Origin of the sequence: Bacteroides luhongzhouii, assembly GCF_009193295.2 — a bacterium.
Classification (GTDB): Bacteria; Bacteroidota; Bacteroidia; order Bacteroidales; family Bacteroidaceae; genus Bacteroides; species Bacteroides luhongzhouii.
Genome location: NZ_CP059973.1, coordinates 219,717 through 243,868, shown reverse-complemented (window position 1 = coordinate 243,868; position 24,152 = coordinate 219,717). Strand labels below are relative to the sequence as shown.

The following is a 24,152-nucleotide window of genomic DNA, read 5'->3' as shown; positions in this document are numbered from 1 at the left end:
AACAATTTCCCGTTTTTGTTTTGTTCGATGAGCATAAAATATGTTTGTCCGGCTTTTCCTTGTTTTATAGGATAACCTCTAAAGATATATCTGCAAACTAAAATAACCCCTATTTTGTTGTCTTTATACAGTATTGAGTTTTTAGAGAATAAATATATAAATAATGATGAAGATGACAAAGAACTTATTGTTAGGGGTTGCTGCCGTATGTGGCAGCACTTTTCAGGCTGTAGCTTGTACGGGAATCTCGCTGACATCCCGTGACGGCAGTTATGTGCAAGCCCGTACGATTGAATGGGCGCGTGGTGTGTTGCAAAGCGAGTATGTGATTATTCCACGTGGGCAACAGCTCACGTCATTCACCCCTACGGGTGTCAATGGACTAACGTTCACGGCAAAATATGGAGTGGTCGGTCTGACTGTTGTACAAAAAGAATTTATTGCCGAAGGAATCAATGAGGCAGGACTTTCGGCCGGACTATTTTTCTTTCCCCATTATGGTGGTTATGAGACGTATGATGCTGCACAGAACCAGCGGACATTGGCAGACCTTCAAGTGACGGAGTGGCTGTTGTCACAGTTTTCCACTATTGACGAGGTGAAGGCAGCCCTTTCTTCTGTACGTGTCGTAGGACTGGAAGAGACAGCGGTAGTACATTGGCGTATCGGTGAACCGTCGGGGCGTCAGGTCGTGTTGGAGATTGTAGGTGGCGTGCCGCATTTTTATGAGAATGAAGTAGGAGTATTGACGAATGCCCCCGGTTTTGAATGGCAACTTACAAATTTGAACAATTACGTCAATCTTCATCCGGGTGACGCTTCCGTGCAAAAATTGGGCGGTATTACGTTGCAACCGACTGGTGGCAACTCCGGTTTTCTCGGTATTCCGGGTGATGCCACGCCTCCTTCGCGGTTTGTACGTGCTGCCTTTTATCGGGGGACAGCTCCGCAACGTGCTACGGGTTTTGATACTGTGCAGCAATGTTTCCACTTGCTTAATAATTTTGATATTCCTATCGGTATAGAACATTCGCAAGGTGATATTCCCGATATTCCCAGTGCTACGCAATGGACCTCGGCTATCGACCTCACGAACCGGAAAGTTTATTATAAGACGGCTTATAACAATTCAATACGTTGCATTGACTTGAAAGCTATTGATTTCTCAAAGGTAAAATATCAATCACAACCGTTGGATAAGATACAGGAGCAGCCGGTTGAAATGGTTAAGATTCCCCTGTAAAATGTTGATTGGTATGGAGGTATTCTTGTATAATAGTTGCTCGCATTGAAAATGTTCTCAAATAAATGTTGGTGACGTTTTACCCTCACACCCTCACCCTCTATGCTCAATCCATTTATTCATCGGGGTTACAGGTGTGAGGGTAAAGGTGAGAGTAGGTGAGGGTAACTTTTTACTCTCACCCTGTCTCGTCCTGATTTGAGTTGACTAATCTTATTCCGTTTTTTTACTAACTTCTTCATTATTACTATAATATCCACTTCCAGGCACATAAATCGGCTGCATGGCTCCACCCATATTTTTCAGTTTGCCCTCGTCGCGCAGACGTCGGATATGTCGCATGGCTGTGCTTCTTGCCATTCCGCAAAGATATTGGAAGTCATGTCTCCGCATAAATTGGTGAGTCCGGAAGTATTTCGTCAGTTGCAAGTCAATTTCTTCGTTTGTCAGTTGGGTGAAATCCAGTCCTCCTTTGAGGCTTTTCGCTTTAAGCACACCGAACTCGTTTTTCAATGTTTGGTCAGCGCGAAACTGGATTGCTTTCAGTTTCACTTTAGTTGCTTTCCGTTTGGTACTTATCGTTACGGGTTCCGTAGTGGTCAGGCACGGATGGAAATAACCGATGCCGTTCAGATGAACTTGGCGTCCTTCTGCCAATTCCTGTCCCATGATGTGCGAAAGCGCATCAAGTACGGCTGTGACGTCTGTTTCTGTCAGCGAGCAACGCTCCTGAATACGGCGGCGTAGTACGTCGGTCCCAATCGAACCGTTGTATTTGATGCGCGGATGCAGGGTATTTTCATTTTCTCCCTGCTGTTTGTTTGAAGGCTTCGGGTCTTCATACCAATCGAATAATATTGCCATAGCTTTATATTTGTTTTAAATGAACTGTTCTTGTTATGTATTCTCTTAGATAGTAGTACATTAGTGCTTAATGTTTCTTTTGTTAAGCTCTAATGCTTTGCAAGGGCTCACCTATGTGAACAAAGCTGTTTACGTCTGTGGACGTTTTTGTTTACAATTGATAGCCTGTTTGTTCACACGGGTGAGCCCTTGACAACTACTAAGCAAAGATACATAAATAATAAGGTAAATGCAAATGAACTACGGACATTTATCGGATGAAATGCTTGCTTTCCGGAAGATAAAAGTGTATCTTTACAGGAATTAAATATGCAGATGTAATTGTAGAAAAAATAGACAAAAATTGGATGAAAATTACTTTAATCAGACAAGACAACGGGAGCGGAAAAGAAACTCTTAGCATTTGTGAGGCAGGCACACTATTCGACAAAATGAAGACGGAAACAAAGGCGGGACATATCACGGCTTTGCGGGAGATTATACCGTTGCTGGAAGGTACGTATGCCCGATACGAACATATTGATAAATTGTCATACATCTATTCGGCTGTGGAATATACCCGTACCAAAGAGGGCGAACGGAAGATGAAGCAGTATAATGGTTTGGTACAGTTGGAAGTGAGCCGGTTGGCCGGTGGGTCCGAAGCGGAATTTGTGAAACGGCAGGCAGCGCTTCTGCCACAGACTTTTGCCGCTTTTTGTGGCTCCAGCGGTCGTAGTGTAAAAATATGGGTGCGTTTTGCTTTGCCGGATGACGGAGGGTTGCCGACTAAGGAAGCGGAGGCGGAATTATTTCATGTTCATGCTTATTGGCTGGCTGTGAAATGTTATCAGCCGATGTTGCCTTTTGATATTGACTTGAAAGAACCGGTATTGGCGCAGAAATGCCGTATGACGTTGGACGAATCTCCTTATTATAATCCGGATGCGGTGCCGTTCTGCCTGGAACAACCGCTTACAATGCCGGGAGAAGAGACTTTCCGCCAGCGGAAACAGGGAGAGAAAAATCCGTTATTGCGGTTGCAGCCGGGATATGAGTCGGCGCAAACATTCACGAAGATTTATGAAGCGGCCTTGAACAGGGCACTTCAGGAAATGGAGAATTGGAAACGTGGGGACAACTTGCAGCCTTTACTGGTCCACCTTGCCGAGCATTGTTTTAAAGCGGGTATTCCCGAAGAGGAAGCGATACGGCAGACGATGATTCATTATTATCGCGAGGAAGAAGAGCAGGTGATCCGTTCGATACTGCATAATCTTTATCAGGAATGTAAGGGGTTTGGTAAGAAAAGCAGTATCAGCAAAGAGCAGGAGACGGCTTTTCTGTTGGAAGAATTTATGAAACGTCGGTATGAATTCCGTTACAATACGGTGCAGGACGATTTGGAATATCGGCAGCGCGATTCTATTCACTTTTGTTTTAAGCCGGTGGATAAACGGGTGCGCAACAGTATTGCGATCAATGCTTTGAAAGAAGGGATCAGTGCGTGGGACCGTGATGTGGATCGTTTTCTGAATTCGGAATGTGTTCCTTTGTATAATCCTGTGGAGGAATATCTTTATGAGACAGGACGTTGGGATGGGAAGGATCGTATTCGTGCATTGGCAGGTTTGGTGCCATGTGACAATCCGCACTGGCAGGATTTGTTTTACCGTTGGTTTCTTAGTATGGTGGCGCATTGGAGGGGAGTCGATCGGCAGCATGGTAATAATACTTCGCCTTTGCTGGTTGGTTCGCAGGGGTATCGTAAGTCTACATTCTGTCGCATTATTCTGCCGCCGGAGTTGCGTTTCGGTTATACGGACAGCATTGATTTCAAAAGTAAACAGGAGGCGGAACGCTATTTGGGACGTTTTTTTCTGATAAACATTGATGAGTTCGATCAGATTAATGTCAGTCAGCAGGGATTCTTGAAGCATTTGTTGCAGAAGCCTGTGGCGAATTTGCGCAAACCATACGGTAATACGATTCGGGAGATGAGGCGTTATGCTTCTTTTATCGGCACCAGCAATCAGAAAGATTTGCTGACTGATCCTAGCGGTAGCCGCCGTTTCATTTGCATTGAGGTGACGGCTCCTATCAATACGAACGTTACCATCAATTACAAACAGCTTTATGCTCAAGCGATGGAAGCTATTTATAAAGGTGAGCGTTATTGGCTGAATGATGAAGATGAAAACATATTGAAACAGACTAACCGTGAGTTTGAACAGGCTAGTCCGCTGGAGCAGTTGTTCCACTGCTATCTTAATCCGATAGAAGAGGAAATGGAAGGTGAATGGCTGACTGCCATGCAGATTTTGAGTTATTTGCAGACGAAAACACGGGATAAGTTGGCTATTAATAAAGTCGGACAGTTTGGGCGTGCACTTCAAAAACTGAATATTCCCTGTCGTAAGTCCCGCAAGGGGACGCTTTATCATTTGATGAAAGTGGAGTAATTGATAAGGGGGGGGAGAAAGGACGATGAATAGGGGAATACAAGTCGGGTGTTAGGGTAAATCGTGTACAAAAAATAATTGGGGGATTAAAATAATCGAGGATTAAATTGAAGAGTAATTATAATAAATGTATCTTTGGAAGTATGGAAGATAAAACTAATATAATTCAGATACAGCGTTATCATTCCCCTTGTGGTGATTTGATGCTTGGCTCGGTTGGGGATAAGCTTTGCCTTTGTGACTGGGCGGCTGAAAGTCACAGGGATATTGTAGACAGGAGATTGCGGAAACTGTTGAAAGCAGGTTATGAGGAGAGGACATCAGATGTGATACAGGAAGCGATCAGGCAGTTGGATGAATATTTCAATGGCAAGCGGACTGTGTTTGAGGTGCCTTTGCTTTTTGTAGGTACCGAGTTTCAGAAGAGTGTATGGCATAAGTTGTTGGAGATTCCATACGGTTCGACTGTGTCATACGGTGAGTTGGCCGGACAACTGAATGTGCCGAAGGCTGTCCGTGCGGTTGCTGCTGCTAACGGGGCGAACGCTATTTCTATTTTTGCTCCGTGCCATCGTGTGGTTGGAAGTAACCAAGCGCTTGTAGGGTATGCTGGCGGACTTTCTGCTAAAAAGAGGTTGCTGGATTTGGAATTAAATGGTAAGCCTCTGTTATGAATGAGTGTTTTTTGTATATATATTCTAAATATTTGATTTTGCCGATAGATAAAAAGTAGTATTTTTGTCGCCGCTTTTAAAAAACGTACCGGTAATGTTTTCAATTATTTCGAAATTATATATTAAAAACATGAATTATTCTAGCAGAAAAGCCATTGTTTCTATTTTAATGGGAGCGTTATTTTTAGGCTCCTGTTCGAACAATGAGCAAACAGAGGAAAAAGTTATTCAACAAACTTATTCAGTAACATTAAAAGGTATTACAGTTTCAGGTGAGGAATCTTCTGAAGAACTTAAGGATGTGTCTGTTTTTCAGTTTAGTGATGGAGGTCTTTACAAGGCGGAACAATTGAATCCGGGAAAAGACGGGCAGTCCGAGATTTCAGCGGTGAGTGGATCGCGGCTTTATTTCCTGACAGGATTGGAGGGAGCGATGGAAGAAAATGTTACCAGTGAAGAAGAATTTCGCAATATGGTCATTGGTGAAGGACTGCATGATAATTCCGCACCGAGCTTTATGGCAGCAGTTGTTGAGTTGGAGAGTGGAGTGGTAACCCGTGGAGGTACAGAGATTAATGTAGCTATGAAACGTGGTGTGGCACGTATCGACCTGAATACGATTGCTGATAGCAAGACGAAAATCAAGGAAATCATTGTAGAAGACGCTCCGGCGGAAACTTTCCCGTTCATTGAAAATAAACAGGCTTCAGATAAAACGGTAAACTATCGGAAAGAGTTTAGTTCCGATTTCAACGGTGAACAGAAAGAAGTGTTCCGTATTTTTGAGAGTATGCGTCCTGTTCATATCGTTTTACGCGGAACGTATGGCGAAGTGCCCATTAGGCTGAAAGTAGAGTTGCCTGTCGTCGAACGTAATAAAGTATATGAATTGACTGTGCTGAATGTAGGTGCTAAGATAGAGGGAAACTTTACTATCAAACCGTGGGAAGAAGGGGAGACGATTATCGGTAAGCCTGATACGAACCACCGCATTCTGCTCAGTGCATCCAAATCGAAGATTCCGGCAGAAGTGAAGGCGGATTATGAAAACAATATTTTGGAAGTGCCTGCTACGGGTGTTGGTGAAATGACGCTGGCGTTTGTGTCCGACACTCCTATTGGCATATCTTCTACGGAAGGTGCCGGTGACGACGTAAACGTGGGAAGTATATCCATGTCGGAAGAAGCGGAAGGCATTGTGTCGGTATTCAACGTATCGGTGAATGCGCAAGGCAACGGACGTCTGGGATATGCAGTACGGGTACATTTGAAAAATGTATTACTGGATGGGACGTATGATTATGTGGAGATTCGTGTGGCTCCCAGTGACAAGCAAATTGAGACTGTAGAAATAGGCGGAAACGTATGGATGGCATTCAATGCGCGCAGCCGCGATCTTGATGACCAGATTTATCCGTTGGACGGGATTACAATCGAAGATATGTATCGCACAAGCTGGATAAATACTGTGGGTGGGCTGTTCCAGTCCGGACGTTTATATATGTATGTGCCATGGCAAGGATACAATCCTTCCAACAATCTGGGAAATCAGGCAGCCGATACCCCATGGAAAAATGATAGCCACATGCCTTGTCCGGAAGGGTATCGGATACCGACTGTTGCAGAATTGCAGTCTCTTCTTCCTGCCGGACAGGAGATTCCGGGCACATATAAGGCAGGAAATGGAGAAACAATTATCGCTACACTTCATGTAGGGGAAGGCAAACTGATCACACCGACTGGTGTGACGGGCACGCAGCACTATGTGAAATTTACTTCAGAAGAAACCAAGCGTTGCCTTATCATTCCTTTGGTTGGCGGAAAAGGTGATAAAACGACGTCCAACAATCCTGGCTTTGGAAGAAAGGCAGTGTTGTGGGCAAGCGAACGCAACGGCTGTCCGGGCGGATATGCATGGGCCTATTGGTTACCATTTGAAGGAGCAGAGAAAACTACTATTAAGAAGCAACAATTGCAGATGGAAGCATTTGCCTCTGTACGTTGTGTAAAAAAATAGGGGAGGATGAGAATGAAGATGATGAAAATCACAATACTGTTACTTTGGATATTGGTGCTTGCCTCTTGTTCGGGGGATTTCGAACAGGAAACGGACAACATATCCTCCAGTATGGGACAAGTGACGTTTCTGTTTGGTTTGCAGGAAGATGACGTTTTTATCGTACAGACACGCAGCGGTAGCCAGGAACAGATTACTCGTATGTGGTATGCCGTTGCCGATAAAGAAGGTAGGATAATCAAACCTTTGTACCAGAAGCTGGAAAATGACTTTTCCAAACTGACGATCGAAGGATTGGAACAGGGGGATTATACATTGGCATTTCTTGCTACCACTAGTGTGGAAGAAGAGACAGGAGAAACGATCAAAGATCCTGCGTATTTGTCTGATGATTGGTTGATGAACTTTACAGAAAAAGCGCCGCTCGATGCAGTTTATTTTTATAAAAAGATAGAATTGCACATTGGAAGAGAGCAGGCTCCGGTATCACAGCTTGTAACATTGGAACGTTGTGTGGGAAGAGTGGACGTAGACTTGAAGCTGTCATCCGACTATATGTGGAGATTCATCCGAAAGATTGATATTACATTTGATGATTCTGAGGGAATATATGCCACTCTTGGTGTGGATGGGCAATATTCAGGAGCGAAAGGAGTAGAGGCGTATGACATTACCGGGAAATGCTCCTTCTACTCGTTACCGGGAAACAAACCACTTTCCGGTTTTGTGTCTATCGAGTCGGAATGTAGCGACGGTAGGCGGTTTGAACGCAAATACCGTTTCATTGGTTGTAATATTGAGCCCGGGCGAGTGTCGCATATCAGTATTGATTACCTTCATCCGGAAAATCAGGACGGTTTCTTTCGTGTGCGTGAGGAAGATTTTGTTCGTTTCCGGACTGATACGATGTTTCTTGCCGATGAGCCGCGTGATGTCTTTTATAACAGTGGGCGTCGGTCTTTTTATGCAAATGCTCCATTGCAGATGTCCATTTCAAACGAACATGAACTGCTCGTTAAGTTCTTCTCTCCTGTCGGCATTCAGGATGTAACGGTTTTGTGCCGCTTTAACAAAGTCAGTACCGAGTTTTTCGAACTGGCGCACTTCGACCAGATTTATCCTTTTATGGAAGCTTCGTTTCCTTTGCCTGTCGTAGATTCGGAACGGACGTTCACCACTAGTAACGGTCGGAAAGTGGTGGTGCCTGCACAACATGAACTTGCGAATGATGATGTGACGCTTGTCTTCCGGACGGATGATCCGTTCATGAAGAAAATGGAACAGATAGACAGCCATTGGTTCATACGTTTTTCTGCCTATTCGGCTGACGCTGGTCATGCATATTGGCGGCACATGAACCCGTTGTTGTGTCGGCACGGAGTGGCGTTGGCTCTCAATATGGCTTTTATGTTCTCTTCCGAAGAGTTTAATGCGGAAATGAACAATTATGAAGGAAGACTGAAAGACAATGGAGGAAATCCGATCAATTTAGATAATTTGCGTCAAAGAATTCGCAGTCATGGAGGACTTGTGCTGGGATGTGTCTCGGGTGTCGGCGGACTTGGTGGGGGCAGTACGTATGGACTGGCTAGTTATTGTTATACCGGTGTCTATTTTGATGCTACTCCCCCCGATGCTCATCCGCACAATTATCCCCGTCAAGCCATGTTCCATGAATACGGACATTGTCTGGGATATAACCACAGCAGTACGATGACATACGGTGACCAATGGACCGTATTATGTGCCACTGTTTTTGTAAATATGGGAAAAGAAGGTAAATTGCCTGTATGTTCGAAAGACATAGTCGGAAAATTACCGATGTAATTTGCACGATGCGTTTATAGTACTTTCGAAATTTATAGTAAAGAGGCTTGTCTGATAGGGTGACAAGCCTCTTTATTTCAATTTATTGGTGATTGGATATCCACCCTTTCCCGTGTTTTTCTGCCGCCATACGTACCAGCTGCACAATTTTCCATTCTTGCTTTTTTGATGTGCTGTTGTTTCAAAGAAGATAATGCTGTGCCTGCATAACCGTGCATGTTTACGAAGCCGGCCAATTCCTGCCTCGGGAGATCATGGATTTACTTTCAGTATGCTTGGAGCACAGATTATATGTAAAAAGCTGCAAGGGCTGGAAGATGAGCGTGGTAAAGTATTTCCCGTTGGCTTGATGTACGAATAAAATGCAATACATAGATTGATTTTAGTGATCTTTTTTTATTTTTGCACTCGCAAAACTACTAAGAATACACCAAATGTTTTTTTCATTTCTTAAAAAAAAGATCTCGGGAAAGAAGCAAAAGCCGGAGGAGGTTGTAGCATTTGAACTACCTATGCAATTTGTGTTGAACTATTCGGAAGGTTATGAACGGACATCACTTGTTTCCGAAGAGGAGATAAAGCGGGCAATAAATAATATTGATGAATATGGAGATATATGGCTCAGTAACTGTCGTCCTGTAATCACTCCTTATGGTAATTGTTCCGGGATATCGTGTATGAGTGTGCCGGACGGCAATCTGCAAGTTGCAGTATGTTTCGCCATGTCTGACGGGTTGACAAGGTATTCTAGCTGTGATTATAGTCCGAGTGATATTGTCCGGATGTTCTGTAACTACTTCGAACGGCTTGAAATTCCGGAAATTAAGAATTGGGAGAAAGGGCATTTCACTCCGGTATCTCCTGCTGACGAGCCGTATTATTTATACGTAGACAATGAAGAATTCAAATTTATCGATTATGAAGACGTGTTGGCGGCTCTCGAGAATCTCGAAGCCGGCAAATGTTCTTCGCTGCTGTTGAAGACTCCCGGCTGTCAGAACGGGTATCTGGAAGTGAGGAGGACGAAAGATAATTATATCGTCGAAATAGGAGGAAATAATGAAGAGGGAGATTGGGTGGTGCTCATGACTCGAGCTTCTTATATCGGCCGTATCAGATTTTGGCTTTTCAATTATTACCATAAACGTGAGTTTCCCCGGATTACGGATGAATGGGAGGATATAACGGAAGAAGTGGCTAATGATGAATGAAGAATAAAAGACATATCGAAAGAAAACGGATATATAATAATTTGTAACAATGAAACACAGTGAAACAGTAGCTGTTGCCATTGACAAAATATGGAAAAGCTACGACAAAGAACAAATGTGGGAAGGATATGAGCTTCTGCGTCAGGCAGCGGAAGAGGGGGATGCGGATGCTTACTGTTACCTTGGACGATGCCATTTAGGGGAAGATTTTGTCTGGTGCGGAGCAGAATTTCCCGTAGATGAGGAGCAGGCATCCCAGTTGATTAAGGAGAGTGTGCGCCGGGGCAGTGCCGATGGGGTATTATGTGCTTTGCGGACCGGTAACTTGTCTCCTGCTGTTCAGAAAACGATGCCTTTCGCATCTCTTGAGGAAGCTTTTACGACAGTGATACAGCAAGCACAGGCGGGAGATGCCTTTAGCCAATATGTGGTGGGAAATGTTATGTTCTATGGTGATTATCTCGTCATTCGTGGTGAGGAAGAAAACCGCAAATATAATTCTGAAGATGAGTATTACGCTTTTGCTTATCCTATAGCGGCAAAATACTATGAAAACTCGTTCGATAACGGTCTGCCTGCCGCATTCGGCAACTATCGTACCATTTATGAGTCGGGACTGGCGGATATTGATGACGAGGTGTACGAGAACTACCTGAAACTTCTTGCTGATACGGGTGATCCGCTCACTTGTAATGACTACGGCAAATTGCTGGAAGATGAGTATGATGATGCGGAGGGGGCTTTCCATTATTACTCAATGGCTGTGGAGCGCGGAGATGTCCAGTCCGCCTACAATGTGGCTGTGTGTTACGGAACAGGGTACGGCGTTGATGAAGATTTGGACAAGGCATTTGAGAATTACATGATAGCAGCGAAGGCAGGTAACGCAAAGGCGCAATTTCAGGTAGGCAACTTCTACTTTGAAGGGCGTGGCAATATAATACAGGATTATGCCAAGGCAGTGTTATGGTTAGATAAGGCATATCATAATATGGATGATGAGGATTCTTGGCAACCGGCAGCCGAACTTGCTATTTGTTATCAGAACGGTCTAGGCACTTTTCAGGATGATGATGCGGCATTCGAATTCCTTTCCGAGATAGAAGAGAATGGTAGACTCGATGAGGTATGGGAACCTCTTGATGCTATGGTACTGAATGCTTTTGGTGTTGCTTATGGCTTCGGACGAGGTACGGAACAGAATATACCGCAGGCAATAGAGTACTTTGATCTTGCTATAGAGTATGATTCGGAAGAGGCGAAACGAAACAAGGCCTGCTTTAAGAAAACACTTTTTGGTGGTTGGAAGATGAGATAGCATTTTCTCGTCTCTGTTTGTCGTTCATTCTCTTTTCTATCAATCCTCCGGCAGTAACGATGTTTCCATCTCTTGTGCCTTGCTGATCTATATAGTTTGCGTCTCCGGTATAATTAACTTCGGCATATTGTTTGAGATACTCCAAACCGTTACTGCTACCTTTTTCAACGATATTTGCTCCGATAATCGTCTCTCTTTGAGAGTTTTTCAGTATACCTTAGATCGTTCTGTTAGCAATAAGCCCGTGCATGCTTTTTGTTTAATTGTATGTTTACTAATTTGTTTTTGGATAGCTATATTTCCGGACAATTTAAAGCTATGTCTCGATTGTAACGACTTTACTTACCCCATAGGCTATTAGATTTTATTAGGGCAAAATTATGCATATAGAACTGGAGATTGAAAAAAAAATAAAGTTGACTTTGGTTTGATTTGGGTTGATTTTTACTACCTTTGTCTCAAAGTACTAGTTAAAAAGATAGTGATATGGATATCGAAGTAAAAGATAAAGCAAACCGGAGACATGTAGGACATAATCTGCAGAAGATCCGTGTTTACTTTGGTATGAAGCAGGAAGCTCTAGCGGCTGATCTTGGTGTAAACCAGCAGGTCGTCTCAAAAATTGAGAAACAGGAAGAAATAGAAGAAGGTCTTTTAAATCAAATTGAATATCTGCAGAAGTGATTGAAGACTTTGATGTAGAGAAGGCTATTTATAATATTAATAATATCAGAGATAATACTTTTGAGCAAGGTGCTATATCAATCGCACAACATTCTTAAAAATAAATTTATTATTATGGAAACTGAATCTTATACGAACAATTCGCATTTAGGACGGAAAATAGAACGAATACGGCGTCTTCGCGGTATGACACAGACTGATTTAGGGGAGCTATTGGGAGTGACTAAACAAGCTATCTCTAAAATGGAGCAATCAGAAAAAATAGATGACGACAAATTAAAACAAGTAGCTGACGCATTAGGTGTCACGGAAGATGGCTTAAAGAAGTTCACAGAAGAAACAGTCCTATATAGTACAAACAATTTTTATGAAAATTGCCATGTGAGTGCATCTAATATAGGTCCTATAACTCATGTGGAAAATCTCAATCACTTTTCAATGGAGCAAGCTGTGAAATTGTTTGAGGAATTGTTGAAAATAGAAAGAGAAAAATATAGTAAGGGAAAAGAGGATAGTAAGTAAAAGAAGGTCAAATAGCAATACTAGATGTACATTCTGAAAAGGAATACAACTTCTCAGATCGCTTATAATGAAGCCTTTAAAAACATATGGCGATGTTAGAATCAAAAGCTCGCAAAGAAGTCCAATATCGGAAGAAATTTGAGTTGCATCAGTAAATACTTAAGCTCAAAAAAGAATTAAGAGGTTGATGTAGTAATTTTTATTTGATAAAAACTAAAATATATATATGAATAGACTAAGAATGCAAACCAAAAATCGAGCAGATGAGAATTTTGCAAAACTTGCTGCACTGTTTCCAAATGCTGTGACGGAAACCGTTGATATCGATGGTAACCTGGTTAGAGCTATTGATAAAGACGTACTTATGCAAGAGATCTCTACATATGTTGTAGAAGGCAAAGATGAACGTTACCAGTTCACCTGGCCCGACAAGAGAAAAGCTATTCTTGCAGCAAATGCTCCAAGTATGAACACACTTCGCCCTTGTATAGGAGAAAGTTATGGAGACTTCAATACAACCGAAAATCTTTATATAGAAGGTGATAATCTTGAAGTTCTAAAGCTCTTGCAAGAAAATTACTTGGATACAGTTAAACTGATTTATATAGACCCACCTTATAATACAGGTAAGGAATTTGTATATCCAGACAAATTTTCTCAGACGACATCAGAATATATGTTGCGCTCAGGCCAATATAATGAAGATGGAAATCGGCTATCCGCTAATATGGAGTCTAATGGCCGCTTTCATACTGACTGGCTTAACATGATGTATCCTCGTTTAAAGATTGCTAGAAATTTGCTTGCAAAAGACGGTGTGATATTTATTAGTATTGACCAGAATGAAGTTGAGAATTTGAAAAAGATTTGTTGTGAACTATTTGGCTCAATAAATTTTGTTGGTGAAATTATTTGGCAATCAGCTACAGATAACAATCCTCGTCAAATATCAACAGAGCATGAGTACATTCTTTGTTTTGCAAAGGATGTGAATTTCCTTACTCCATGGTTTGTTGAGTCTGATAAAGCTCAAAAGATCAATGCACAATATAAATTGATAAAGCATAAAACTACAGACATTGCTGAACAGCAGAAACTATTGCGCCAATGGATAAAAGCAAATGAGACAGATTTAAAGGGAGTATCTCATTATAATAATGTGGATGAACGTGGTGTGTACAGTAACTCCACAAATTCATCTAATACAAAACCTGGTGGCTATACATTTGATATCATTCATCCTGTTACTGGTAAACCGTGTGTAAAGCCTGAATTCGGTTGGCGTTGGACTGAAACAACTTTTTGGGATTATGATAAGGTTGGAGATATTGAGTGGGGAAAAGATGAAACGACACAACCTCACGTTAAAAAACGTATAGAGACTGTCAAAGAACAGTTTAAAAGTATATATTATGAAGATGGCAGAGCTTCAACAAAGCAACTGGAACAATTACTTGGCGGTAAAAAAATATTTGATAATCCTAAATCAGTTTCCTTATTAAGTCGTATTATTGGTTTTGCGGCTCCAGATGATGATTGTATTATTTTAGACTTCTTCTCTGGCTCTGCAACAACTGCGCATGCTGTTATGGAGATGAACGCCAAAGAGGGTACTCGTAAAAAGTTTATCATGGTACAGTTGCAGGAACCTACTGAACCTAAAAGTGAAGCGAATAAGGCAGGTTTTAAAAACATTTGTGAAATAGGAAAAGAACGTATACGGCAGGCATCTAAGATGCTAAAAGAAACGTATCCTGATGCTTCGTTTGACACAGGTTTTCGTGTGTTAAAACTGGATTCAAGTAATATGCAACAGGTATGGTATACTCCTAACGATTATGTTACAAAGGATTTGTTTGCATCTACTGTTGATAATATAAAGTTAGACAGAACAGCTGATGATTTGTTGTTTCAGGCCATGTTGGAATTAGATTGCCTTCTCTCAAGTAAAATAGAGACAACCATTATACATGGTAAAACTGTATATTCTGTTGCAGATGGTTATATGATGGCTTGTTTTGAACCAGGAGTTACTGATAAAGTTATTTCAGAAATAGCTCAGAGCAAACCATATTATTTTGTAATGCGAGATAGTTCTATGGCAAACGATAGTGTTGCTGTTAACTTTGAACAGTTGTTTAAGTCATATAGCCCGGATACCCATCTTAAGGTATATTAAACAATGAAAGAAATGAAATTTGATTTCAAAATACAACCATATCAAACAGATGCTGTTGAAAGCATCGTTAGTGTTTTTGCAGGCCAACCAAAGTTTGATGAGACTAGTGATAACACTATCTATGCAAGAGATTCTGGAAAAAAAGCAAAGGCAGCTTCTAAAGAAGAAGTTCAAGCTCTCCGGTTGCATTTTAATGATTTGGGAGATGGTATTGATGTCTCAGATGCTGAGGAACAGCTGGATGCAGCTGGATATCGTAATGCAGATATTGTTTTGTCGGATCAGCAACTACTTGAAAACATTAATGCAATTCAAGCGCAGCAGAATATACATAAGTCATCAAAACTATTTTCAGCCATAGGGCGTGTATCTTTGGATGTCGAAATGGAAACCGGTACAGGTAAGACTTATGTGTATGTGAAGACCATGTTTGAGCTGAATAAGCAGTACGGATGGAGTAAATTTATCGTAGTCGTACCTAGTATTGCCATACGTGAAGGCGTAAAAAAGTCTATGGAAATGACAGTTGAGCATTTCATGAGACATTATGGCAAAAAAGCAAGATTTTTCATTTACAACAGTGGTAATTTAAATGCATTAGATAAATTCTCAAGTGATGCTGGAATAAATGTGATGATTATAAATACTCAAGCATTTGCAACGTCAATGAGAGAGGGGGCAAAGAATAAAGAAAGTCGTATTATATACTCAAAACGTGATGAGTTTAACAGTCGTCGTCCTATAGATATTATTAAAGCAAATCGTCCAATTGTCATCCTGGATGAACCACAAAAAATGGAAGGTGCTGCTACTCAAACAGGAATCAAGAACTTTAATCCTCTTTTTTTGATCAACTACTCGGCTACTCATAAGAATCATCACAATGAGGTGTATGTTCTTGACGCTCTTGATGCATACAATAAAAAACTTGTAAAGAAAATCCAAGTAAAAGGTTTTGAAATACACAATCTTCGAGGTACTGACCGATATATTTTCTTCGAAAAGATCGTTGTTTCAAGTAATAAGCCTCCGATGGCAAGATTAGAAATCGAAGTGCGCCAAGCAAATGGTGTTGTTCGAAAAACTAAAGTTTTGGGTGTAGGAGATAACTTATATTTAGCATCCAATGAATTACAACAGTATAAAAGTGGATATACAATAAATAATATCGATCCAGATAATAGTACGATTGAATTTGTCAATGGAGAAATAATGAAAACAGGAAATGTCGTTGGTGACATCTCTGAAAAGGATATGCGTCGTATTCAAATTCGTGAGACAATTCAATCTCATTTTGAAAAGGAAGAGGCGTTATTCCGTAGGGGTATAAAGACACTTTCGCTTTTTTTTATAGATCATGTTTCAATGTATCGTCAATATGGTGAAGATGGAGAAGAACTTCTTGGAGAATATGGGAAAATTTTTGAGGAGGAATATAACAATATACTTAATGATAAACTGAGATTATTTGGTTTAAGTGGTGATGAAGCTGAAAAGGATGATTATCAGGTATATCTTCGTCGCTTTGATACTCATGATATTCATCGTGGATACTTTAGTATTGATAAAAAAGGGCATAGTGTTAACAGCGAATTGAAAAAAGGATCAGATATTTCAGATGACATTTCTGCGTATGATCTGATCTTAAAAAATAAGGAGCGTTTGTTAAGTTTTGATGAGCCAACACGTTTTATATTCTCTCATTCAGCACTACGTGAGGGGTGGGATAATCCAAATGTTTTCCAGATTTGTACTCTTAAACATTCCGAAAGTGCAACAGTTAAGCGTCAAGAGGTTGGACGAGGGTTACGCCTTGCAGTGAACAGCTTGGGAACCCGCATGGATGCACAGACTATAGGTGAAGACCTGGTTCACGAGATTAATAAACTCACTGTAATTGCAAGCGAAAGCTATGCTACTTTTGTGACCGATTTACAGAAAGAGACAAGAGATGTTCTTTATGATCGTCCGACTAAAGCGACTACAGAATATTTTAAGGGTAAGATACTAAAGGTTGGCGAAAACATTATCACAATTGATGATCAACAGGCGGCAAGTATTGTTTCTTACCTCGTGGACAACGACTATATCGATTCTAAAGGTGGTATTACGAAAGAATATCACAAAGCGGTTATAAGTGGAACATTGGAACAGCTACCCAAAAAACTCCGTGGCATGGAAGAACCAGTTCATAAACTCATTCAATCTATTTTTGATGAGCATGCTTTGGATGGTATGTTTGAAAATGGTCACGATACTACAATTGAAGATAACCCGCTTAACGAGAACTTTTATAAGAAAGAATTCCAGGATTTATGGAAAAAAATTAATCATAAGTATGCATATACTGTAAGTCTTGACAGTGAAGAATTGATTAAGAATGCTTCTGAGGTGATTAATAAAGAATTGCATGTTGCACAAGTAAGATATAGCATAACAACTGGACAACAAAATGAAAAAATATCTCAATTGCAAATTAAGAGTGGAACGACATTTGGTGGAGTTTCTTCGCGCTCACAAAACTTGCGAAATACATATGCATGTACAACACCCTATGATTTGATTGGTGATATTGCCAAAGGAGCTACCCTAACACGAATAACTGTTAGTCGTATTTTGGAGAAATTAACTCCAGAGAAAAAAATGATGTTTGCGGTTAATCCAGAGGAGTTTATAACGAAGGTTATTAACCTGATTAAAGCTCAAAAAGCGACTATGGTTATTGAGCATATCTCGTATAATCGCATTGAGGGTAAGTATGATAATTCTATTTTTACAGCAGAAAAACATAGTACAGGCTATGATAAAGCTATTCGTGCAAAACGTCATATCACAGATTATGTTTTCACTGATGGAACAGCAGAAAATAGTATAGAAAAGACTTTTTGCCAAAGCCTTGAAAGCGCAGAGGAAGTTGAGGTATACGCAAAACTACCAAAGAGTTTTCATATTCCTACACCAGTAGGCAACTATTCTCCAGATTGGGCAATAGCTTTCAAAAAAGGTACAGTGAAGCATATTTTCTTCATCGCAGAAACTAAAGGAACAATGGATTCAATGGAACTTCGTGCAATTGAGAAAGCAAAGATTAGTTGTGCAAAGAAGCTTTTCAATGAAATGTCTACCGAAAATGTTAAGTATCATGATGTAGATAGTTATGAGCATCTATTAGATGTGATGCAAACAATTAATTAATCAAATTTATTATGGCATTTATAAATTATCGTAAGGAAACTTCTGAGCGAAGTGATGCTATTAATTGGGCAAAGAAAATACTAGTTGAAAAGACAGGGCTCTTCTTTGATGCCATTGAAGGATGTAATGAAAACAATAACAATATTGTTACACATTTATTTGAACGTGCGAGAGTGGATTTTGTTCCAGGTATATCTTCTGAAAGAGATGTTCTTTCTGCAATAATATCATTAGAGACACCTGAAGTTCTACAACGAAAAATAAATTTTGCAAATGCTTTCAATTGTCCATTGACATATGTATTGTATTGTGATGAAGAGGAGTCCGTATGGGTGTATACTATTTTGAATCTTGCTACATGCAAATTCTCTGTCTCATATGATACATATCATGGCTTTTCTAACTGGATCTCTACAATTAAGGATTGGAAGTCGACAAAACCATATCGTGAGCGTAAAGACTTGCCTTATTTTGACAGAGCTCTTAGAAGTGCTGGATGTGCTTGGCCTACAAATATAGATTGTTTTGTTTCAAATCAAGATTCTCAGCCAATTGCAATACTAGAATTTCAGAATGCAAATAATACTGAAGTCGCTAAGCATTGCAACAATGAATTTTTCTTGGGAAAATATGCAAGAACTAACCAGTATGGTTATATTCAATATGATAATGATGTAAGACGTTGGCAGTCGCAAGAAATATTAAGAGTTCAATCTGGATTACGTTTGTTTATTATAACTTGGTCACAGAACTCTACAGATTTTATACTCAAAGAAGTTGATGTCATCTCTTTTCCGGATCTTCCATTTGGCAAAGATTGGACGAGACATGCAGAATATCAGCGTTTAATGCATGAATTTGTTAATGCGCAAGAGATGAACAAGTTGAGCAAAGCTCGTCTAATTGCAAGTCAGTTTAGTTCTTACAAATTAAGCTATGTTGCTCCTATAATGAATCAAGTGTATAAAGAAGCGCCATTAAGTACAAAAGATAAATCATTTCCTTATATCTATTATAAGTATAAGAATTTTGTTCAAGATTCAACTGACACTCTTCCGAATTTATTTTTGGAATTGATAGGAAGATGAGAAAGAGAAACTGCTGATTCTTGTTGCAATCGAGAAGACTGACGGCGTATAGCTTGGTATCGGTATCAGTCAGACTGGCTTACGCTTATCATGATCCTCTATTTCTGTTAGCTGCCCAAAAAGAGAAATCCCCGATAATCTATGATTATCGGGGATTTCTTGAGTGATCCGCCTGGGATTCTCCAATAGGAATTACCATGCTGATATTTAAAACTTTATATTTTTAGCTTCAAGCATATCCCATGATTTATCCCACTAATTTGCTACGTGCTTTTGCGGTAGTTTGCTCATGGAGAATACTGAGGGCAAAGATAGTATCATTTCCTTTTCTAACAAATTATTGACTGCATTTTTATTACTCTAACCTTATACGGTAAGTCAATGCTCTACGATTCTTCGGTGTAATACATTTTATAAAATTTCCCTTTACTATCCTCCCCTTGCTCTATAAGCTCTGAATTTCCATGAATATAGATGTCGAAATTTTTATCTAGTTTGATCACACTTTTTATTGAACGTACTTGTTTTTTTACAGCACTTTCTGAAATAGTGAAATTATCTGCAATTCTTATATCATAGTCTTCTTGGAATGAAGACTTGTACTGATTAAAAGTATTAATGATTTCTGGTTGGCAAATTACCTCACTAGCAAATTCTTTCATATTGAAATTCTCATTATTTTTAAAATAGCTCACTGATTTATTCAGTAATTCAGCTTGATCTGCTTTTGAAATTTCAAAATGTTTTGGCAACTCTTTTTTTATAAAGCTTTTGCAAAGTGAGAGTATGTTTTGGGTGTCATGATATTCATCATTGCGTTGTCTAATACTTAAAAAATCATCCAACCAATATTGTGCTTCAATCCCTTTGTTTGTATTATCTACTACAACAACTATATATCCACTCTCGCGTTCTTTATTGAATATCAAACAACCTTTATCTAATTTATTGATATTAACGCCTTCAACAGTTTCGATTTTAAAATCATTTTTCAGCGTTGATACTTTTAAAAAAGTGTCTTTATTCTCTGATTTAAATAAACCAATAGCATCTACTATCTCTCCTTCTAAAATGCAATCTTTAAAGTAAACGGTATAAAATTCGCCACCCTTGATTTGAGGATGTGTACTTTTTTTATACAAGTGTTTTGCCAGATTTATAGACTGTGCATGTAATGTTTCATTGTTTTTAAATATATTTTCTACACAAACATACACTTCATTCATTTCTATATTAATATCATGGTAGAAATTATAGAATTCATTGCTTTTGAAAGAAGACAAGAAATAGTGTAATAAAATTCTATTTAAGTCGGTACTTATATTTAGCAAGTTGCTGGAGAAACGAATATTTTCTTCGTTTGATTTATTGCCAACAAGATGCAAGGAAGTATTTTCTATATATGAAGATTCTGAGTGATACATGATTTTAATATTTTTATTATTATGTCAGATGTGATTATTGATATGTTTGCTATGAAAACAACTATATACAAGAGTGTTAATAAAGCAGGTATTCCCCAATTGATAAATTGAGTAATAAACAGTCTGTTTTTTTGTTTCATTAGCTCCTTATCGACTAATATAAATGCATCTTTTACAACGTTACTATTACCCCCAAAAGTTCCTTTATATGATTGAATATTAATATCAATCATATTTAAGACGCTGCTTTGGTTATTTAGGAATATACCTATTAACAGAGCAAATATATACAAGCTAATTAAAATAGCTATATTTTTTATTGATAATATATTATCAAATTCAATGTTGGCTGCTGCTAAAACAAAAGCAGCAGGAATAGCAATGAGTTTAGACTGTGCATCATTAATTACTGATTGTATTTTTTTAGAATAATCTAATATCGCATTATCTAATTCTGATTTCAGTTTATTATATGAGAAGTTTCTGATATAATATTGAAAGCTATCAATAGACTTGGAATAATACTCATTGAAGTTTTGCAATAAATAGACAAAGCGATTTTCTTCTGTTACATTTGATAAAAATTCCATTAATTCATTAATGAAAAGAAGTTTTTCTTCGCTATTATTTTTTTTGAATAATTCTGTTGCATAATTCATTTCTTCTATTGGGAAATCTATATTGACAACATCCTCACCACTGTAAATGATAGGCAGAATAAGGGCTTTCTGTTCGCAGATGATGACACATGTTGTTATATCAGGAGATTCTTCTTTGTATTTAGCCAGATCACCAATTGATTGAATAAAGTTAATTAAGGCATGATATTTCTTTATAAAAGTATGCTCACTATTTTGGAATCCTATATTTTGAATATAATAGGACGCAGGAGATATAATTTTGTTTTTTCGAACAAAGACATCGGATGTCTCATAATAACCTGTTTGGTTTAATCTATACAGAGAGAATACAATACGAACATTTTGCTTCTTTTGAATATCTGATAATCCAATAATATTCCCTTTATTATCATATATTTGTTCAATGCAATTCTCCAAACTAATAATGCTGCTTTCGTCTAATATCTTGTAATTGTCAACTGAAAGAGAATCATCAGAAATAGTTATATTGCTTTTTGTTAATATGTCTACTATTTGTGTAAGCATCATATGTCTCATTGGGTTATTTGCTTTCTCAATTCATCCGGTACATTTTTAATTGTTAGTTCGTTTTTTTTGTCGCTGTAGAATATTTGAACTCCTATTAACTTATTATTGAATTCTACAGTTAAATCAGGTGTTCTATATTTGACATAATTCAATGTCTTCAAGATCGTTTTATCTCCACTAATAATTTCATCTACTTCGTTTTCCTCCGAAGATGCAAATTCTTGAAATTCATCAGGATTTTCTGGATTTATGAGCGCAGATATAGCAGATAATGAAATTTCTTTTTTTGCATTAATACATTCAATACAGTAATAATAAACGGCATTTTTAATATCTCTTGTTTTTGCATCATCATATTTCTTATTTGTACAAAATCTCACTAATGCATTTGCTAATTTTTTAGAAGAATCTGTACTAGTTGTCTTATTTTGACATCCAATAAAATCCATAAAGTAAAGACTAATATCTTTATTCCCTTTTACGAAGGATAGATAGGTTTTACTCTCCAAATTCTCGCCCCTTTCAATTTTTAGCCATTTTGTTATATTAATAAGACATGCCACATCTATTTTGCTCAAGTCTAAATTCTTTATATCTTCAATAGTAAGATTTTTTTCATCAATATAATAGCCATCTTTGTTATTGAGAGTTAAAACCAGAAGATGTTGTGTCTTGTTTGTTGTATTATTATAAAAAGCAAATACAACAAACCCTCCACTTGCAGGTGCATTTTTTTCTATAACAGTCTTATAGTAATTCATCGATCTTTGAGAGAAGGAAATGAAATCAGTTTTTCCTGCACAAAATTCTCTTAATGAAGTTTGAAACTCATTAGACTTATTTTCTGTATTAAAGATGCCATATGTCGGATGTGATTTTTTAGAATAGGCATCTGTAATTTTAGCAATAAAGGCAGATTCCTTTGTTGTCGTTTTAAGAGTCGATTTTGCTAACTTTAATCCTGTCTTTCTATCTCCTGCCATTTTAGTAACTTGATGAACTACAAAATTATTCAATGCAATATCATGTCCTATTTTCTTTAGTTTTTTCATGGTATATATTTAAAAGTTTACTTTTTTGATACATTATCGTTTTCAAATAGCCAATTAAAGCACTTAGAAATATAATACAGAGATGATTTTTTTGACTGTGATTTTAGTTGTAATCACTCTGAACTACATTTTCAGCCGATTGAGGGGACTGTATCTTGATACAGTTGTCAACTCAAATACAAATATATTAAACTTTTATATTTTTATGTACATAATGAGTCGCTTTTATTCGAGAGTGCCAAAACTTGGTTGTTTTCTTGAACTAAAATAACTTAAAGCCTTTTTTGCTTCCTTCTTTTCTTGAGCTTAGGTATTTGTTCTTCGGAGTTGAATTGGAAGTCTGCTTTTTGTGAAGAAATAAAAGAAATGAATGAATTTGATGTTTGGTTGTTTTCATTATAGAAAGATGGATTGATAGAGGTATTATTTTCTTGTGGAGTGAAAATATGGGTATTTGTATTGAAAGCTTGGTTACTTGCTTCCTTGTTTTCAAGATTGATAGAAAATAAGTTCTCTTGGTTGCTATCCTGGTTGATTTCTGTTTTTCTTTCACTGGATTGAGTTTCTTGCTCCTGTAGTTCAAACTGTTCCGATATAGAACCGTTTTTCATCACATTTTGGTAATCAAATGATTCTGTTTGTTGGCGATCATATCCGAATAGCTTATCAAATCCCTGTTCTGCCTGCTGAAAGAGATTCACACGGTCAAAACCACCTTTGACTATTCCATTCTTGGTGTTCTTATGATTCGTAAGTGGTGATAGTTTCTTTTTGTTGGATTGGTCTTTACGGCTGACTATCAAATGGCAGTGCATGTTCAGTTCATTCCTTGAACAACTACGGTTAAAATGAATCTTACCGTAAAATTTTATATCCGAAGCGGATAGTTCTTTTTTGAAGTTCTTTGCGTATTCAGGAATAAACACTTCACGGATATAGTGTTTCATCGCTTCAGCTTGTTCCTGTTCTGTATTACCCATTACTCTGAGTTCCTTTTCCGATGGGCTGATATGAATAGCAAAAAACTTAGCATCTGTTTTCAATAGTTGCCCGATATTGGTATCTATATCTTTTATAACCTTTGATTTATAGATATTATCCTCTGCAAGATTGAAAAAGCCTTCGGTATAGATACCCTTTTCCATTCTTTCTAAGTCCTCATGTTCAAGGTAATTTGCTAGCTGTCGGCTACTGCCAGCATTATTATATGTACCTTTAGATGGTGGAGCAAAATCTATGTGCAT

16 protein-coding genes and 1 pseudogene are annotated in these 24,152 nt (G+C 38.5%); 12 read left to right on the top strand and 5 right to left on the bottom strand.

The window, feature by feature from the left end; all coding sequences use genetic code 11:
* The first annotated feature begins 163 nt into the window (after positions 1-163).
* On the top strand, positions 164-1,243 hold the full coding sequence (locus tag GD631_RS00895; protein ID WP_143259949.1) for a linear amide C-N hydrolase: 1,080 nt from the start codon (positions 164-166) through the stop codon (positions 1,241-1,243).
* A 213-nt stretch (positions 1,244-1,456) separates the two neighbouring features.
* Here GD631_RS00895 and GD631_RS00890 read toward each other — a convergent pair whose 3' ends face one another.
* Entirely contained in the window at positions 1,457-2,107 is a 651-nt protein-coding gene (locus GD631_RS00890) for an HU family DNA-binding protein (RefSeq protein WP_143259948.1), read from the bottom strand.
* A 347-nt stretch (positions 2,108-2,454) separates the two neighbouring features.
* Here GD631_RS00890 and GD631_RS00885 point away from each other — a divergent pair, with 347 nt between their 5' ends.
* The 11 genes and pseudogenes from GD631_RS00885 to GD631_RS00835 all read left to right on the top strand — a co-directional run bounded on the left by GD631_RS00885 (position 2,455) and on the right by GD631_RS00835 (position 19,263).
* Positions 2,455-4,548, top strand: a complete 2,094-nt coding sequence (locus GD631_RS00885) for a BT4734/BF3469 family protein (protein ID WP_143259947.1) — start codon at positions 2,455-2,457, stop codon at positions 4,546-4,548.
* A gap of 143 nt (positions 4,549-4,691) precedes the next feature.
* On the top strand, positions 4,692-5,222 hold the full coding sequence (locus tag GD631_RS00880) for a methylated-DNA--[protein]-cysteine S-methyltransferase (RefSeq protein ID WP_143259946.1): 531 nt from the start codon (positions 4,692-4,694) through the stop codon (positions 5,220-5,222).
* A gap of 130 nt (positions 5,223-5,352) precedes the next feature.
* The gene (locus GD631_RS00875; RefSeq protein ID WP_143259945.1) at positions 5,353-7,239 is read left to right on the top strand and encodes an FISUMP domain-containing protein; all 1,887 of its coding nucleotides are present in this window, start codon (positions 5,353-5,355) and stop codon (positions 7,237-7,239) included.
* A gap of 12 nt (positions 7,240-7,251) precedes the next feature.
* On the top strand, positions 7,252-9,066 hold the full coding sequence (locus GD631_RS00870) for a hypothetical protein (protein ID WP_143260051.1): 1,815 nt from the start codon (positions 7,252-7,254) through the stop codon (positions 9,064-9,066).
* 434 nt (positions 9,067-9,500) lie between these two features.
* A complete protein-coding gene (locus GD631_RS00865) occupies positions 9,501-10,277 on the top strand; it encodes a hypothetical protein (protein WP_143259944.1) in 777 nt (258 codons plus the stop codon).
* Positions 10,278-10,326: 49 nt separating this feature from the next.
* Positions 10,327-11,595, top strand: coding sequence for a tetratricopeptide repeat protein (locus GD631_RS00860; RefSeq protein WP_143259943.1), 1,269 nt, complete (start codon positions 10,327-10,329; stop codon positions 11,593-11,595).
* A gap of 486 nt (positions 11,596-12,081) precedes the next feature.
* Positions 12,082-12,365 (top strand): annotated as a pseudogene (locus tag GD631_RS00855) (helix-turn-helix domain-containing protein); the annotation flags it as partial.
* 28 nt (positions 12,366-12,393) lie between these two features.
* Positions 12,394-12,801 carry a helix-turn-helix domain-containing protein gene (locus tag GD631_RS00850; protein WP_004323518.1) on the top strand — a complete coding sequence of 136 codons (408 nt, stop codon included), beginning with the start codon at positions 12,394-12,396 and terminating at the stop codon, positions 12,799-12,801.
* Positions 12,802-13,027: 226 nt separating this feature from the next.
* Positions 13,028-14,980, top strand: a complete 1,953-nt coding sequence (locus GD631_RS00845) for a site-specific DNA-methyltransferase (protein WP_185911548.1) — start codon at positions 13,028-13,030, stop codon at positions 14,978-14,980.
* Between the two features lie 3 nt (positions 14,981-14,983).
* Positions 14,984-18,175, top strand: coding sequence for a type III restriction-modification system endonuclease (locus GD631_RS00840; protein WP_223225917.1), 3,192 nt, complete (start codon positions 14,984-14,986; stop codon positions 18,173-18,175).
* An 11-nt stretch (positions 18,176-18,186) separates the two neighbouring features.
* A complete protein-coding gene (locus tag GD631_RS00835) occupies positions 18,187-19,263 on the top strand; it encodes a hypothetical protein (RefSeq protein WP_143259942.1) in 1,077 nt (358 codons plus the stop codon).
* A 386-nt stretch (positions 19,264-19,649) separates the two neighbouring features.
* Here the strand turns inward: GD631_RS00835 and GD631_RS00830 are convergent, their stop codons facing one another.
* The 4 genes from GD631_RS00830 to GD631_RS00815 form a co-directional block, all read right to left on the bottom strand.
* Positions 19,650-20,687, bottom strand: a complete 1,038-nt coding sequence (locus tag GD631_RS00830) for a nucleoid-associated protein (RefSeq protein WP_143259941.1) — start codon at positions 20,685-20,687, stop codon at positions 19,650-19,652.
* The gene (locus tag GD631_RS00825; protein ID WP_143259940.1) at positions 20,660-21,865 is read right to left on the bottom strand and encodes a hypothetical protein; all 1,206 of its coding nucleotides are present in this window, start codon (positions 21,863-21,865) and stop codon (positions 20,660-20,662) included. The genes GD631_RS00830 and GD631_RS00825 overlap by 28 nt, the downstream gene beginning before the upstream one ends.
* Complete coding sequence (locus GD631_RS00820; RefSeq protein WP_143259939.1) at positions 21,862-22,908, bottom strand: nucleoid-associated protein; 1,047 nt, start codon at positions 22,906-22,908, stop codon at positions 21,862-21,864. Before GD631_RS00820 ends, GD631_RS00825 begins: the two co-directional genes overlap by 4 nt.
* Before the next feature lie 272 nt (positions 22,909-23,180).
* A complete protein-coding gene (locus GD631_RS00815; RefSeq protein WP_143259938.1) occupies positions 23,181-24,152 on the bottom strand; it encodes a DUF5712 family protein in 972 nt (323 codons plus the stop codon).

Bases quoted from the DNA above. Each gene is read 5' to 3' on its own strand.
- GD631_RS00830 (WP_143259941.1), bottom strand. From the start codon at position 20,687: ATGTATCACTCAGAATCTTCATATATAGAAAATACTTCCTTGCATCTT.
- GD631_RS00870 (WP_143260051.1), top strand. From the start codon at position 7,252: ATGAAGATGATGAAAATCACAATACTGTTACTTTGGATATTGGTGCTT.
- GD631_RS00895 (WP_143259949.1), top strand. From the start codon at position 164: ATGATGAAGATGACAAAGAACTTATTGTTAGGGGTTGCTGCCGTATGT.
- GD631_RS00865 (WP_143259944.1), top strand. From the start codon at position 9,501: ATGTTTTTTTCATTTCTTAAAAAAAAGATCTCGGGAAAGAAGCAAAAG.
- GD631_RS00875 (WP_143259945.1), top strand. From the start codon at position 5,353: ATGAATTATTCTAGCAGAAAAGCCATTGTTTCTATTTTAATGGGAGCG.
- GD631_RS00815 (WP_143259938.1), bottom strand. From the start codon at position 24,152: ATGCACATAGATTTTGCTCCACCATCTAAAGGTACATATAATAATGCT.
- GD631_RS00880 (WP_143259946.1), top strand. From the start codon at position 4,692: ATGGAAGATAAAACTAATATAATTCAGATACAGCGTTATCATTCCCCT.
- GD631_RS00850 (WP_004323518.1), top strand. From the start codon at position 12,394: ATGGAAACTGAATCTTATACGAACAATTCGCATTTAGGACGGAAAATA.
- GD631_RS00845 (WP_185911548.1), top strand. From the start codon at position 13,028: ATGAATAGACTAAGAATGCAAACCAAAAATCGAGCAGATGAGAATTTT.
- GD631_RS00860 (WP_143259943.1), top strand. From the start codon at position 10,327: ATGAAACACAGTGAAACAGTAGCTGTTGCCATTGACAAAATATGGAAA.
- GD631_RS00825 (WP_143259940.1), bottom strand. From the start codon at position 21,865: ATGAGACATATGATGCTTACACAAATAGTAGACATATTAACAAAAAGC.
- GD631_RS00840 (WP_223225917.1), top strand. From the start codon at position 14,984: ATGAAAGAAATGAAATTTGATTTCAAAATACAACCATATCAAACAGAT.
- GD631_RS00835 (WP_143259942.1), top strand. From the start codon at position 18,187: ATGGCATTTATAAATTATCGTAAGGAAACTTCTGAGCGAAGTGATGCT.
- GD631_RS00885 (WP_143259947.1), top strand. From the start codon at position 2,455: ATGAAAATTACTTTAATCAGACAAGACAACGGGAGCGGAAAAGAAACT.
- GD631_RS00890 (WP_143259948.1), bottom strand. From the start codon at position 2,107: ATGGCAATATTATTCGATTGGTATGAAGACCCGAAGCCTTCAAACAAA.
- GD631_RS00820 (WP_143259939.1), bottom strand. From the start codon at position 22,908: ATGAAAAAACTAAAGAAAATAGGACATGATATTGCATTGAATAATTTT.